13 protein-coding genes are annotated in these 13059 nt (G+C 60.5%); 3 read left to right on the top strand and 10 right to left on the bottom strand.

Annotated features, from left to right (window positions below):
- Window positions 1-26 precede the first annotated feature (26 nt).
- From ubiB to ubiE, 3 genes are read right to left on the bottom strand one after another with little or no spacing between them, the layout of a single operon-like run.
- Window positions 27-1616, bottom strand: coding sequence for a ubiquinone biosynthesis regulatory protein kinase UbiB (gene ubiB / locus AACX99_RS10850; RefSeq protein ID WP_339411726.1), 1590 nt, complete (start codon window positions 1614-1616; stop codon window positions 27-29).
- Window positions 1613-2230 (bottom strand): ubiquinone biosynthesis accessory factor UbiJ, encoded by a 618-nt coding sequence (locus tag AACX99_RS10855; RefSeq protein ID WP_339411727.1) that lies wholly within the window; start codon window positions 2228-2230, stop codon window positions 1613-1615. The genes ubiB and AACX99_RS10855 overlap by 4 nt, the downstream gene beginning before the upstream one ends.
- Entirely contained in the window at window positions 2230-3000 is a 771-nt protein-coding gene (ubiE, locus tag AACX99_RS10860; protein ID WP_090254901.1) for a bifunctional demethylmenaquinone methyltransferase/2-methoxy-6-polyprenyl-1,4-benzoquinol methylase UbiE, read from the bottom strand. Before ubiE ends, AACX99_RS10855 begins: the two co-directional genes overlap by 1 nt.
- A 204-nt stretch (window positions 3001-3204) precedes the next feature.
- Between ubiE and AACX99_RS10865 the strand changes: the two genes are divergently transcribed.
- The 3 genes from AACX99_RS10865 to AACX99_RS10875 all read left to right on the top strand — a co-directional run bounded on the left by AACX99_RS10865 (window position 3205) and on the right by AACX99_RS10875 (window position 4947).
- Window positions 3205-3483, top strand: a complete 279-nt coding sequence (locus AACX99_RS10865) for a polyhydroxyalkanoic acid system family protein (protein ID WP_339411729.1) — start codon at window positions 3205-3207, stop codon at window positions 3481-3483.
- Window positions 3484-3689: 206 nt separating this feature from the next.
- Window positions 3690-4130: a phasin family protein gene (locus AACX99_RS10870; protein ID WP_339411730.1), complete on the top strand. Its 441-nt coding sequence runs from the start codon at window positions 3690-3692 to the stop codon at window positions 4128-4130.
- A gap of 10 nt (window positions 4131-4140) precedes the next feature.
- Complete coding sequence (locus AACX99_RS10875; protein ID WP_339411731.1) at window positions 4141-4947, top strand: phasin family protein; 807 nt, start codon at window positions 4141-4143, stop codon at window positions 4945-4947.
- Window positions 4948-5010: 63 nt separating this feature from the next.
- Here AACX99_RS10875 and AACX99_RS10880 read toward each other — a convergent pair whose 3' ends face one another.
- The 7 genes from AACX99_RS10880 to hslV all read right to left on the bottom strand — a co-directional run bounded on the left by AACX99_RS10880 (window position 5011) and on the right by hslV (window position 13035).
- Window positions 5011-5625, bottom strand: a complete 615-nt coding sequence (locus AACX99_RS10880; RefSeq protein WP_339411732.1) for a TetR/AcrR family transcriptional regulator — start codon at window positions 5623-5625, stop codon at window positions 5011-5013.
- 87 nt (window positions 5626-5712) lie between these two features.
- A complete protein-coding gene (gene phaC / locus AACX99_RS10885; RefSeq protein WP_339411733.1) occupies window positions 5713-7395 on the bottom strand; it encodes a class II poly(R)-hydroxyalkanoic acid synthase in 1683 nt (560 codons plus the stop codon).
- Between the two features lie 193 nt (window positions 7396-7588).
- Window positions 7589-8449: a poly(3-hydroxyalkanoate) depolymerase gene (phaZ, locus tag AACX99_RS10890; protein ID WP_339411735.1), complete on the bottom strand. Its 861-nt coding sequence runs from the start codon at window positions 8447-8449 to the stop codon at window positions 7589-7591.
- A gap of 157 nt (window positions 8450-8606) precedes the next feature.
- On the bottom strand, window positions 8607-10286 hold the full coding sequence (phaC, locus tag AACX99_RS10895) for a class II poly(R)-hydroxyalkanoic acid synthase (RefSeq protein ID WP_339411737.1): 1680 nt from the start codon (window positions 10284-10286) through the stop codon (window positions 8607-8609).
- A 418-nt stretch (window positions 10287-10704) separates the two neighbouring features.
- On the bottom strand, window positions 10705-11079 hold the full coding sequence (locus AACX99_RS10900) for a DUF971 domain-containing protein (protein WP_339411739.1): 375 nt from the start codon (window positions 11077-11079) through the stop codon (window positions 10705-10707).
- A gap of 57 nt (window positions 11080-11136) precedes the next feature.
- Window positions 11137-12477 (bottom strand): HslU--HslV peptidase ATPase subunit, encoded by a 1341-nt coding sequence (gene hslU, locus AACX99_RS10905; protein WP_339411741.1) that lies wholly within the window; start codon window positions 12475-12477, stop codon window positions 11137-11139.
- A 27-nt stretch (window positions 12478-12504) separates the two neighbouring features.
- On the bottom strand, window positions 12505-13035 hold the full coding sequence (gene hslV / locus AACX99_RS10910) for an ATP-dependent protease subunit HslV (RefSeq protein WP_273815985.1): 531 nt from the start codon (window positions 13033-13035) through the stop codon (window positions 12505-12507).
- Between the last annotated feature and the right edge of the window lie 24 nt (window positions 13036-13059).

Genomic DNA, 13059 nt, shown 5'->3' on the forward strand with positions numbered 1-13059 from the left:
AGTGTGCCAGTGCGCACCCGGTGTGGCTATCGGCGCAGTACCAGATAGAGGCCGCCGGCGAGCATCAGCCAGCTCGGCCAGGCCACCAGGCTCAGCAGCAGGCCCTGGCTGGCGGCACCGCCGATCAGTGCTGCGCCGAGCAAACGAACCGGCCATTGGCGGCTTGGCGCAGGCTGTTGCTGACGGCTGGCCGGTTGCTGGTTGAGACGTTCCAGGGTTTCACGGGCGATCTGCGACAGGTGCGGGACTTGCTCGGCCTGCAGTTGCAGGTTGCGCAGCAACTGCAGTGGGCTGATGCGCTCACGCATCCAGCGCTCGAGGAACGGCTGGGCGGTGCTCCACAGATCCAGATCGGGGTACAGCTGGCGGCCCAGGCCTTCGATATTCAGCAGGGTTTTTTGCAGCAGCACCAGCTGCGGCTGCACTTCCATATTGAAGCGTCGCGCGGTTTGGAACAGGCGCAGCAGCACCTGGCCAAAGGAGATGTCCTTCAGCGGCTTCTCGAAAATCGGCTCGCACACCGTGCGGATCGCCGCCTCGAAGTCATTGATCTTGGTTTCTGCCGGCACCCAGCCAGAGTCGATATGCAACTGCGCCACACGACGGTAATCGCGCTTGAAGAAGGCAATCAGGTTGCGCGCCAGGTAGTCCTGATCTTCGGCGGTAAGGCTGCCGATAATGCCGCAGTCGATGGCGATGTACTGCGGGTTCCAAGGCGTGCGGGTACTGACGAAGATATTGCCGGGGTGCATGTCGGCGTGGAAGAAGCTGTCGCGGAACACCTGGGTGAAGAAAATCTCCACGCCACGCTCGGCCAGCAGTTTCATATCGGTGCGCTGGTCGGCCAGGGTTTCCAGGTCGGTGACCTGAATACCGTAGATGCGCTCCATCACCAGCACTTTCGGCCGGCAATAGTCCCAGTACACCTGCGGCACATAGAGCAGCGGCGAGCCTTCAAAGTTGCGCCGCAGCTGGCTGGCGTTGGCGGCCTCGCGCAGCAGGTCGAGTTCGTCGTAGATGGTCTTTTCGTAGTCGCTGACCACTTCCACCGGACGCAGTCGGCGGGCATCGGCGGAGGCGCGCTCGGCCAGTTTGGCCAGCAGGAACAGCCAGGCGATGTCCTGTTCGATTACCGGTTTCAGACCCGGACGAATCACCTTGACCACCACTTCTTCGCCGCTTTTCAGCTGCGCGGCATGCACCTGGGCGACGGAGGCCGAGGCCAGTGGTTGAGCGTCAAAGCGGGCAAACACCTCGCTGACCTTGGCCCCCAACTGGGACTCGATCAGCGCCTGCGATTGCGCGGGGTCGAAGGGTGGTACCTGGTCTTGCAACTTGGCCAGCTCATCGGCGATATCGGTCGGCAACAGGTCGCGGCGGGTGGAAAGCAGCTGGCCAAACTTGATAAAGATCGGCCCCAGTTCCTCCAGCGCCAGGCGCAGGCGTGCACCGCGCGACAGCAACAAGTCGCGGCGTGGCAGCCAGCGCCAGGGCAAAACATAGCGCAGCACGCGCGCCCATAAGGGCAGCGGCAGGGCAAATAACAGGTCGTCCAGCTGGTAGCGGATGACTACGCGCTGGATACGTAACAGGCGACGAACGGCAAGCAGCTTCATGCGATGGGCTTATGGCGTTGGGCGAAGCGCTCGATGCGCGCGTCGAGTCGGTCGAGGGACAGCTTAAGGTGGTCCAGTTCGGCGAAGCGCGCATCGGCTTCGCGCTGGCCGACCAGGCTGCGGGATTCTTCGCTGAGGTAATCGGCCAGGTTCAAGCGCAGGCTGTCGAGGGTCTGGCTGGTCCAGCTGACGCGGCTGCGCAAATGGCCGCCGAGCAGCTGGCTACCGATCGGGCCGAGCCAACGCGACAGTTCGTACTCCCAGTCCAGTTCAAGGTCCTGAAGGATTCCGGCCAGCTCCAGCAGGGCGGCGCTGTCGCCATCCAGACTGACGTCCGGGCTATGCAGGATGCTGGTCTTGTCCTTGCTGGTGGCCAGGCGCAGCAGGCTGGCGGCGGGTGCGCGCAGGTGGCAGTCAGCTTCGCCTGCCCACTGTGCGGCTAATTGCAGGCCGCTGGCGCTGGGCAATATAAACAGCTGCAGATTGGGTGCGGCGCATTCGACGGCAATCACCCGGCCGCTCAAGCGCGCCAGGCGTGGCAGCGCGGTGCTGTCCATGGCCAATACGCGATTGAGGCCGAGTTCGACCCCGGCCAGTAGCCCGGTGAGGATCATCAGGGCTTGATGCCGCGGTGCAGGGCGACGATGCCGCCGGTCATGTTGTGGAAGGTCACACGCTCGAAGCCGGCTTCAACCATCATCGCCTTGAGTGTGTCCTGATCCGGGTGCATACGGATCGACTCGGCCAGGTAGCGGTAGCTCTCGGCGTCGTTGGTGATCAGCTTGCCGGCCAGCGGCATGAACTTGAACGAGTAAGCGTCGTAGAACTTCGACAGCAACGGGCTGGACGGTTTGGAGAACTCCAATATCAGCAGGCGGCCGCCGGGCTTGAGAACGCGTAGCATCGAACGGATGGCGTCTTCCTTATGCGTCACATTGCGCAGACCGAAGGCGATGGTCACCACATCGAAATGATTGTCCGGGAACGGCAGTTTTTCCGCATCGGCCTGAACGAAGCTGACATTGCCGGCCACGCCCTTGTCGAGCAGGCGATCACGGCCGACGCGCAGCATCGATTCGTTGATGTCGGCCAGCACCACTTCGCCGGTCGGGCCGACCAGGCTGGAGAATTTGCGGGTCAGGTCGCCCGTGCCACCGGCGATATCCAGCACCCGGTTACCGCTGCGCACACCAGACAGTTCGATAGTGAAGCGCTTCCACAGGCGGTGCATACCGCCGGACAGCACGTCGTTCATCAGGTCGTATTTGGCCGCCACGGAGTGGAACACTTCGGCGACTTTCTCCGCCTTCTGGCTTTCCGGCACGCTCTGGAAACCAAAGTGCGTGGTGGGTTCGCTGTCGCTGCTCTTGCGCGGATCGTTCATCGTGGCCTTTCCTAAAACACAGAGGCTGCATCTAAAGTGGCGGCCATTCTAAACCCAAAAAGCCCCGCTGGGTTTGGGCCTTGCGCGGCAAACAACAAAGTTGTGCGGCCTACTGAATGCGGGAGTTGCTTGCAGCTTGCGGCCTGTAGCCTTGCTATAGTCGCAGCGACTTAAGGTCGCAGTTAACTGGCGAGGAGAAATGCCATGGCCAAGATCACCATCGAACGTCCCCACTCCCTGGGGCGCGAAGCCGCCCGGGAAAAAGCCGAGCAATTGGCCGAGCGTCTGGCGCGCGAGTACGACGTGCGTTATCGCTGGAACGGCGACAACCTGGAGTTCAAGCGCAGCGGTGCGGATGGGCGTATTGAAGTGCATGAGCACAGCGTGCGCGTGCAGCTCAGTCTGGGGCTGTTGTTGTCGGCGATGAGCAGCAGCATCAAGCGTGAGATTGAAGAGGTGCTGGACAAGAATCTGCAGGCTTGAGGTGCTGTTTAGAATTGCCCTTGGCAATTTTTGATGGCCTGCCATCCCTGGCGGCCACCCTGCGGGCCGTCGCTGCGCGACGTTAAAAACTGCTCCAGGCAGTTTTTTCTTACGCTTAGTATGCGGTTTCTAATTTTCATCGATACCGTGCTCCTAAGCCTGCATTCCGTGGGCGTTTCCTCGAAACACTTAGAGTGAGGTGCACCATGTCGAAAGTTGCCGTTAAAAAGAAAGCCGTCGTTGAAGAAACCAGCAGCGTGCTGAGCGACGCAAAAGTTTACGCCCGCAAAATCTGGCTGGCAGGTCTGGGCGCTTACGCCAAAGCCGGTCAGGAAGGTTCCGAGTACTTCAAAGAACTCGTGAAGAGCGGCGAAGGCGTTGAAAAACAAGGCAAAAAACTGGTCAACGAACAAGTTGAAGCAGCCAACAGCCAGATCGACAGCGTTAAGAGCACTGTCACCAGCAATGTCAGCAGCGTGAAAGGCAAGTTTGAAGTGCAGATCGACAAAATCGAGAAAGCCTTCGATAACCGTGTAGCCAGCGCACTGAACCGCATTGGTATCCCTTCCAAGCAGGATGTTGAAGCACTCTCTGCTAAGCTGGATGAGCTGAGCGCGTTGCTCGAGCACGTCGCGCGTACCAAGTAAGGAGAGCAGGATGGCTGTCAAAAAGAAAACCGAAAAGCAAACCACTTCCTGGATCGGCGAAGTAGAAAAATACTCGCGTCAAATCTGGTTGGCTGGTTTGGGTGCCTACTCCAAGGTCAGCAAGGACGGCAACAAGCTGTTCGACACGCTGGTCAAGGATGGCGAAAAAGCTGAGAAGCAAGCCAAGACCGAAGTCGACAAGCAAGTTGGCGCAGTGAAGACCAATGTGGGTTCGAAGGTAGACACTGCCAAATCGAAAGTCGATGAAGTAAGAGGCAAGGCTATTGGCAAGTGGGGCGAGCTGGAAGAAGCCTTCGACAAGCGTCTGAACAATGCCATTTCGCGTCTTGGTGTACCGAGCCGCAACGAAGTGAAAGCGCTCAACGCCAAGGTTGAAAGCCTTACCAAGCAGATCGAGCAACTGACCGGCGTTTCGGTCAAGTCGGTCAAACCGGCGGTCAAGAAGGTGGCTGCCAAGCCTGCTGCTAAACCTGCGGCCAAGCCGGTTGCCAAAGCCGCAGCTAAACCAGCTGCTAAGCCTGCGACCAAAGCTGCTGCCAAGCCTGCCGCTAAACCGGTAGCCAAGGCTGCGGCCAAACCAGCAGCTAAACCTGCTGTCAAAGCCGCCGCTAAGCCTGCTGCCAAACCAGCGGCGAAAGCTGCTGCCAAGCCAGCTGCTAAACCAGCCGCCAAGGCGCCAGCCAAGCCGGCCGCAGCTAAGCCTGCAGTTGCCAAACCAGCTGCTGCTCCTGTAGCTGCTGCACCTGCGCCGGCCGCTGCACCTGCTGCACCCGTGACACCTGCCGCCCAGTCGTAAGACGCGCAGCAGTCAACGCAAACGCCCGGCCAAGTGCCGGGCGTTTGCGTTTATACGTGCGGGTTAATCTTCCAGGTAGCGCTGCGCCAGGTGTTCGGCGGCGTAGCGTGATTCTTCGGCCAGGTGCGGGGCCACCAGCATCATGACCTGATAGACCACTAGGCGACTCTCGGCTTCGCGGCCGATGATGCGTTGGTAGTCCAGCGAAAAAAGCAGGGTTAGAGTGATTTGCTCAACCAGCTGGCCCAGCGCCTGTGTATCGCTGTGCAACTGGCCATCGAGCTGCAGTTGTGCAAGCAGTTCGGCCAAGGTGCGTTTCAAGCTGTTGAGCCAGTGGCGTATACCGCGTTCCAGTTTCGGCAGGCGGCTGGTTAGGTTGGATAGGTCCTGGAACAGGAAGCGGTAGTGCGCCAGGCGCTCGACGATCAGGTGCAGAAACAGCCAGTAGTCTTCTACATCCAACTGCACGTCTTCTGGCGGCGATAGCAGCGGCGCGAGCTCGGCTTGAAAGCGCTCGAACAGGCCGAGGATCAGCGGCTCCTTGCCGTGGAAGTGGTAGTACAGGTTGCCCGGGCTGATGCCCAGTTCGTTGGCGATTTCCAGGGTTGAAACATTTGGCTCGCCCTTCTGGTTGAACAGCAGCAGGGCACATTCCAGGATTCTGTCGCGGGTTTTCATCCGGTCTTCTTATTCTGGCCGCGGGAAGGCTGACGATACCTGGCCGCAATAGCTTGCGGCCAGTCTGATCATGCGTAGCTTGGCGTTTTAGCGCACATGCACATAGGTGCCGGGAGCTGCTTCCATAGCTGGGTAGTGGCGGTTGCCGAGTGCCATCTGGGTGTCCTTTTGCTCGCCCGAGCGTTCCTGCATCCAGCTTAACCATACCGGCCACCAACTGCCTTGTACGTGCTTGGCGTCGTGGTACCAGGCGCGCGGGTCGCCGGTGAGTTTGGGGTTTTCCAGGTAGTTGGATTTGGGGTTGCCCGGCGGGTTGAGAATGCTCTGAATATGCCCGCTGTTGGATAGGATAAAACGCCGGTCACCGCCCAGTAGCAGGGTCGAGCGATACACTGCATCCCAGGGCGTGATGTGGTCGTTGATCCCGGCAACGCTGAAACTGTCCACCGTGACCTTCTGTAGATCGACCGGCGTGCCGCAGACTTCCAGGCCGCGTGGATGGGTCAGCGGGTTGTGCTTGAAGAAGTCGATCAGGTCGCCATGCAGGGCAGCCGGCAGGCGGGTGTTGTCGTTGTTCCAGTAGAGGATATCGAAGGCCGGTGGCTGCTTGCCGAGCAGGTAGTTGTTGATCCAGTAATTCCAGATCAGATCATTCGGGCGCATCCAGGCGAACACGCGCGCCATATCGCGGCCATCCAGTACGCCCTGCTGATAGGAGCGGCGCTTGGCGGCCTCAAGCGTCAGCTCGTCGGCAAATAGCATGGCCGGGCTGTCGATCTGACTGTCCAGCAGGCTGACCATATAGGTGGCACTGGCCACCTTGCGCAGCTGACGCTTGGCTTGCAGGTGGCCCTGCAAGGCGGCAATGGTCAGGCCGCCGGCGCAGGCGCCGAGCAGGTTGACGTCCTTGCTACCGGTGATCTCACGGCAGGCGTCGATGGCGACTTCAAGTGCTTCCACGTAGCTCGACAAGCCCCACTCGCGGTGCCGTGGATCGGGGTTACGCCAACTGATGACAAAGACCTGCAGGCCGTTTTTCAAGGCGTACTGAACGAAGCTCTTCTCGCTGGAGAGGTCGAAGATGTAGAACTTGTTGATTTGCGGCGGCACGATCAGCAGCGGCTTGGCGTACTGTTTTTCGCTCATCGGCTTGTACTGAATCAGCTCCAGCAGCTCGCTGCGAAACACCACGGCGCCGTTGGTGGTGGCCAGGTTGCGGCCGACTTCGAACGCCTTCTTGCTGACCTGGCTGGGCATGCCGTCGTTATTCACCAGGTCATCGAACAGATGCGTCACGCCCTTGAGCAGGCTACTGCCGCCGGTGTTGAACAACTCCTTGATCACCTGCGGGTTAAGCAGGGTGTTGCTGGGGGCCAGGGCATCGCCCAGCAGAGTGGCGACAAAGCGCGCGCGGGCGCGGTCGTCGGCATCCAGGTTGCTCTCGTCGATCCAGTTGTTCAGCTGTTTCTGGCAGGCCATATAGGCTTGCAGGCTGCGGCTATAGATTGGATTGTCACGCCAGGTCGGGTCAGCGAAGCGCGGGTCTTGCGGGTTGACCTTGAACGGCTTGTCGCCCATCAGCACGCGGCCCAGTTGACCACCCAGCGCGGCGACATGCCGGGCGCTGTGAATGGGTTGCTTGATTCCTTGCAGGGCCAGGCCTCGCAGGGTGGATAGCAGGTCCCGGCCGCGCAGACCGACCACTGCGTTTTGGGCATTCATCACGCTGCTGCGTACCGGCAGGGCGCGTTTGGCAGGTTGGTCTCGCATTGGGCAACACTCCGTCGTCAAACCGTGAGACTTGATAAGCAGCAAGGCTTATACCAATGCGCGCGCATGTGCGTTCCAGACTGCCGCGCGCCAAGTCCCAGGTAATACAACGTGCCCGAAAGTGGGTCAAGCACTGTGCTTTCGGCACAGCCTCAGGGCGCGCTGTTGAGGCGCTTGCCCAGGTACGGTGCGCTTAGCCGAGAGTCCGGGCTGGCGCGGGCTGCGGATGCATGATCGCGCGCTGACGTTCTTCCTCGAGAAATTTCATTATGATCGGTGCCACCGCTTCGGCGCGGGTCACCAGGAACAGGTGGCCATCGTCGATCACGTGCAATTCCGAGTTGGGGATGCGCCAGGCCAGCAGGCGCATGTTGACCAGCGGGATCAGCGGATCGTCGTCACCGGCCATCACCAGCGTCGGTTGGCGAATCTTGTGCAGCCAATGGATGCTGGTCCAGCCTAATCCTGCGAACAGCTGCCAGTAGTAGCCCATCTTGCCACCCGAGCGGACTTTACTGGCATGCGCCAGGGCCAGTTTCGGGTCGCGGCGGAAGGCGCCACCGTAGATTTCCGGGGCAATCTGCACTCCATAGGACGGCTGCACATAACGCCGTGGGCTGGCCATGCACCAGAGCACCTTGGGTTTGCCGGGAATCATCACCGCGCCGGCCGAAGTGGCCGCGAGGATCAGTTTCTTGCAGCGCTCGGGGTAATCGTGGGCGAACTGCTGCGCCAGTGCTCCACCCCAGGACACGCCAATCGCATTGACCTGGCCATAATCGAGGTAATCGAGCATGCGCGCGGCCAGCTTGGCCAGGCCAGGGAAGCGGTACGGCGTACTGGGTGTGGACGAGCCGCCAACGCCGGGTACATCGAACGCAATGACCTCCAGGCCAGGGTCCAGAGCCCGCACGAAAGGCATGACCAGTTCCAGGTTGGCCCCGATGCCGTTGAAAATCAGCAGCGGAGTCATTTTGCCGTTACCGGGGCGCACCGCGGTACGGATAGTTTGGCCGTCCAGTTCAATGGTACGGAATACGAAAGGTAGCGACATGCGCAAAAGCCCTATCAATTAAAACGCTGGATCAGACCCTCCGGGTCTTTTCCAGAAACACCAGGGCAAAGCCTGGTTCGCCTCACCCGCATAAATAAAGCGGGTGGGCGAGCGACACCTCCAGTGCCGCGGGCAGTATTGCGCAGTGCGCAGGTGATCAACGTTCGTGAACGTAGGTGCCGGGCGCTGCTTCCCCGGCCGGATGTTTCTTGTTGCCCAGTTGCGTTGGTGCCTTCTTCTGTGCGCCGGAGCGCTCGCCAAGCCAGACCTGCCAATGCAGCCACCAAGAGTCGGCGTGTTTGGTCGAACTGGCTTGCCAGGTTTTCGGGTCCGCATGCATCTGGGTGTTGGTCATGTAGCGTGCTTTTGGGTTACCCGGCGGGTTGAGGATGCTCTGGATATGTCCGCTATTGGACAGCACGAACTCAACATTGCCGCCAAACAGATTGGCTGACTTGTAGCACGACTCCCACGGCGTGATGTGGTCGGTGGTGCCCGCCACGCAGTAGAGATCGCTGGTGACTTGCTTGAGATCAATCGGGGTGCCGCAGACTTCCAGCGCGCCCGCACGGATCAGCGGGTTGGAGGTAAACATGTCGATAAACTCGCCATGCAGGGCTGCAGGCAGGCGCGTGGTGTCGTTGTTCCAATAGAGGATGTCGAACACCGGCGGCTCGTTGCCGAGCAGGTAGTTGTTGACCCAGTAGTTCCAGATCAGGTCGTTGGGGCGCATCCAGGCGAACACCTTGGCCATGTCGCTGCCTTCCAGTACGCCGGCCTGGTAGGAGCGGCGCTTGGCCAGCTCCAGGCTTTTCTCGTCGGCGAATAGCGCCACATCAGTTTCCAGGCGGTTATCCAGCACGCTGACCAGTAGGGTCAGGGCATGCACCTTCTTCTCACCCAGCGCGGCGTAATGGCCCAACAGCGAGGTGGTGGTGAGGCCGCCGGAGCAGGCGCCGAGCATGTTGATGTCTTTGCTGCCGGTGACAGCCGTGACCACATCAATGGCTTCTTTCAGCGCTTCGATATAGGTCGACAGGCCCCACTCGCGGTGGGCCTTGGTCGGGTTGCGCCAGCTCACCACGAAGGTTTGCACGCCATTGCGCAGCAGGAAGCGCGCAACGCTCTTTTCCGGCGACAGGTCGAATACGTAAAACTTGTTGATCTGCGGCGGTACCACCAGCAATGGGCGCTCATGCACCTGCTCGGTGATCGGCTTGTACTGGATCAGCTCCAGCAGATCGTTGCGGAAAATCACCGCACCATCGGTGGTGGCCAAGCTTTTGCCGACCTCGAAGGCGTTCATGTTGACCTGGCTGGGCATGCCGCCGTTGTTGACCATGTCCTTGGCCAGGTGCGACAGGCCGTCGAGCAGGCTCTTGCCGCCGGTTTCGAAGAAGCGTTTGACTGCGGCCGGGTTGGCCATGCTGTTGCTGGGGGCCATGGCTTCGGTCATCAGGTTGATCACGAAGTGGCCACGGCTGGCATCCTGCTCGGACAGGTTGCTGTGCTCAACCCAATCATGCAGCTCCTTGCGCCAGGCCAGGTAGGTCTGCAGGTAACGGCGGTACAGCGGATTCTGGCTCCACGCCGGATCGGCAAAGCGCCGGTCGCCATCGGCGGGGGTGAGGTCGGATTGGCCGAGCAACACGTTCTTCAGCTCCATGCTGAAGTGAGCAAGGTGTTTGGCGCTGTGCAAAGGTTGCTTGATAGCTTGCTTGAGTACGACCCGGGCGGAGCTAAGCAGGTCTTTACCACGGATGCCGATCACCGGATTAAGGCCCAGGGTGTTCTCGGAGGCCTGGTGCTTCAGGTCATCATTATTCTTATCTGTCATCTACAACGCTCCATTGTCCTGAGACGAAATACCGGCGTAATGCTGTGCACGGCGACACAGGGCTAGAACCTGCTCCAAGTCTGCTCGCGAGACTTTGAACCGGTTCCATGAACCAGGTATTGCCCGGATTACCAAGGGCGGATTGCTCCGCAATATTCCCTGCCGCTGGCCTAGCCAGATGCAAGAAAACTTCCAACTACTTGGTTACCCGAGTTTGAGAATTTGTGCAAGCTGGCCGCGATCCAGGCCGAATGCGCGATGAGTATGCCGGGAAGGATTAGAAAATGCGCTCTAACCGGTCAGGATCACCGGGCTAGAAGGGCTGCTGCACTGCGGCAGATTGCCGCTTGGCGGTGCAAGGGTAAGGAAATAGCTGAAGCGCCTGAGGCAATTCCTGTCGGCATATCGCCTGGGCGCTTCAGAGCATCAGTTTGACCACGCTTTCGCTGGGGTCGCGGGACTTGCCTGCGGCCGCGAGCGTGGCGAGGTAATCGTTCCACAGTTCGCTCTGACGCATGGCCAGCTGCTCCAGGTAATCCCAGGTGAACAGGCCGCTGTCGTGACCGTCATCGAAGGTCAATTTCAGCGCGTAGTTGCCCGCCGGTTCGATCTTGCTCAGGCCAACGCCGAGCTTGCCGGTCTGCAGGATGGGTTTGCCATGGCCCTGGACTTCCGCCGATGGCGAATGCACACGCAGAAACTCGGCGGGCAGGCTGTAGTGCTCGTCAGTCCCGTAGTGCAGCTCCAGGGTTTTCGAGGCTTTGTGCAGTTTTATTGCGGTAGGCATGCGCATGGTTGCTTCCTGGGTTGCTCCGTAGCCCGGATTGCATCCGGGCTACGTGCGGGCGCGTTACAGGATATAGCGCGACAGGTCTTCGTCCTGCGCCAGTTCGCCGAGGTGGCTGTTGACGTAGGCTGCGTCGATCACAATCGGCGCGCCAGCCTGCTGGCCGGCCAGGTCGCCTGCGCTGAAGGAGACTTCCTCGAGCAGACGTTCGAGCAAGGTGTGCAGGCGGCGCGCACCGATGTTTTCGGTCTTTTCGTTGACCTGATAGGCAATCTCGGCGATGCGCTTGATGCCTTCGGCAACGAACTGGATACCCAGGCCTTCGGTGTTCAGCAGCGCGGCGTATTGCTCGGTCAGCGAAGCGTGCGGCTCGGTGAGGATGCGCTCGAAGTCCTCTGGGGTCAGGGCCTTCAGCTCCACGCGAATCGGCAGGCGGCCTTGCAGCTCCGGCACCAGATCGCTCGGCTTGCTCAGGTGGAACGCGCCCGAGGCAATAAACAGGATGTGGTCGGTCTTCACCATGCCCAGCTTGGTGTTCACCGTGCAGCCTTCGATCAGCGGCAGCAGATCGCGCTGTACGCCTTCGCGAGACACGTCGGCGCCGCCGGTATTGCCGCGCTTGGCAACCTTGTCGATCTCGTCGATAAACACGATGCCGTTCTGTTCCACGGCTTCCAGGGCTTGGGCCTTGAGTTCGTCCTCGTTGACCAGGCGCGCGGCTTCTTCATCGCGCACCATCTTCAGGGCTTCCTTGACCTTGAGCTTGCGGCTCTTCTTCTTGCCCTTGCCCATATTGGAAAACAGGCTTTGCAACTGGTTGGTCATCTCTTCCATGCCCGGCGGGGTCATGATTTCGATGCCGGCGGGTGCTTCGGCCACTTCGATATCGATGTCCTTGTCGTCCAACTGGCCTTCGCGCAGGCGCTTGCGGAACAGCTGGCGGGTGTTGGAGTCGCTGCCCGGCGCGGCTTCTTCACTGAAGCCCGTGCGGGCCGGCGGCAGCAGGGCATCAAGGATGCGTTCTTCGGCGGCGTCCTCGGCGCGGTGACGGACTTTGATCATCTCCTGTTCGCGCAACAGCTTGATCGCCGCATCGGCGAGGTCACGGATGATCGACTCGACATCGCGGCCGACATAGCCGACTTCGGTGAACTTGGTCGCTTCCACCTTGATAAACGGCGCATTGGCCAGCTTGGCCAAGCGGCGGGCGATTTCGGTCTTGCCGACGCCGGTCGGGCCGATCATCAGAATGTTCTTCGGCGTCACTTCGGCGCGCAGTTCGGCAGGCAGTTGCATGCGCCGCCAGCGGTTGCGCAGGGCAATGGCCACGGCGCGCTTAGCGTCGTCCTGACCGATGATATGGCGGTTGAGTTCGTGAACGATCTCGCGGGGCGTCATGGACATGCAGGTTTACTCCAGAGGAAGGCGCGCTTATTCGGCGCAGTCTTCTTCTTCGATAGTTAGATTCTGATTGGTGAAGACACAGATGGAGCCGGCAATGTTCAGCGCGGCTTCGGTGATTTCACGGGCGCTCAGGTCGGTTTTCTGCAGCAGGGCCATGGCCGCGGCCTGGGCGAAGCCGCCACCAGAGCCCATGGCGATTAGGCCATGCTCGGGCTCAACCACGTCGCCGTTGCCGGTGATGATCAAGGAGGCGTCTTTGTTGGCCACGGCCAGCATGGCTTCCAGGCGGCTCAGCGAACGGTCGGTGCGCCAGTCTTTGGCCAGCTCCACGGCGGCGCGCACCAGATGACCTTGATGCTTTTCAAGCTGGCCTTCGAAGCGCTCGAACAGGGTAAAGGCGTCGGCGGTGGCACCGGCGAAGCCAGCCAGCACCTGACCGTGGTACAGGCGACGAACTTTTTTCGCGTTGCCTTTCATCACGGTATTGCCGAGGGACACCTGGCCGTCGCCGCCCATGACGACTTTGCCGTTGCGGCGTACTGAAACGATGGTGGTCAAGGGGAGAGTCTCCACGCAGCGGGG

This window comes from Pseudomonas sp. EA_35y_Pfl2_R5, assembly GCF_963970805.1.
In the GTDB taxonomy this organism is placed as follows: Bacteria; Pseudomonadota; Gammaproteobacteria; order Pseudomonadales; family Pseudomonadaceae; genus Aquipseudomonas.

Excerpts from the sequence above, each read along its gene's own strand:
- ubiB (WP_339411726.1), bottom strand. The coding sequence starts at position 1,616 with ATGAAGCTGCTTGCCGTTCGTCGCCTGTTACGTATCCAGCGCGTAGTC.
- AACX99_RS10855 (WP_339411727.1), bottom strand. The coding sequence starts at position 2,230 with ATGATCCTCACCGGGCTACTGGCCGGGGTCGAACTCGGCCTCAATCGC.
- ubiE (WP_090254901.1), bottom strand. The coding sequence starts at position 3,000 with ATGAACGATCCGCGCAAGAGCAGCGACAGCGAACCCACCACGCACTTT.
- AACX99_RS10865 (WP_339411729.1), top strand. The coding sequence starts at position 3,205 with ATGGCCAAGATCACCATCGAACGTCCCCACTCCCTGGGGCGCGAAGCC.
- AACX99_RS10870 (WP_339411730.1), top strand. The coding sequence starts at position 3,690 with ATGTCGAAAGTTGCCGTTAAAAAGAAAGCCGTCGTTGAAGAAACCAGC.
- AACX99_RS10875 (WP_339411731.1), top strand. The coding sequence starts at position 4,141 with ATGGCTGTCAAAAAGAAAACCGAAAAGCAAACCACTTCCTGGATCGGC.
- AACX99_RS10880 (WP_339411732.1), bottom strand. The coding sequence starts at position 5,625 with ATGAAAACCCGCGACAGAATCCTGGAATGTGCCCTGCTGCTGTTCAAC.
- phaC (WP_339411733.1), bottom strand. The coding sequence starts at position 7,395 with ATGCGAGACCAACCTGCCAAACGCGCCCTGCCGGTACGCAGCAGCGTG.
- phaZ (WP_339411735.1), bottom strand. The coding sequence starts at position 8,449 with ATGTCGCTACCTTTCGTATTCCGTACCATTGAACTGGACGGCCAAACT.
- phaC (WP_339411737.1), bottom strand. The coding sequence starts at position 10,286 with ATGACAGATAAGAATAATGATGACCTGAAGCACCAGGCCTCCGAGAAC.
- AACX99_RS10900 (WP_339411739.1), bottom strand. The coding sequence starts at position 11,079 with ATGCGCATGCCTACCGCAATAAAACTGCACAAAGCCTCGAAAACCCTG.
- hslU (WP_339411741.1), bottom strand. The coding sequence starts at position 12,477 with ATGTCCATGACGCCCCGCGAGATCGTTCACGAACTCAACCGCCATATC.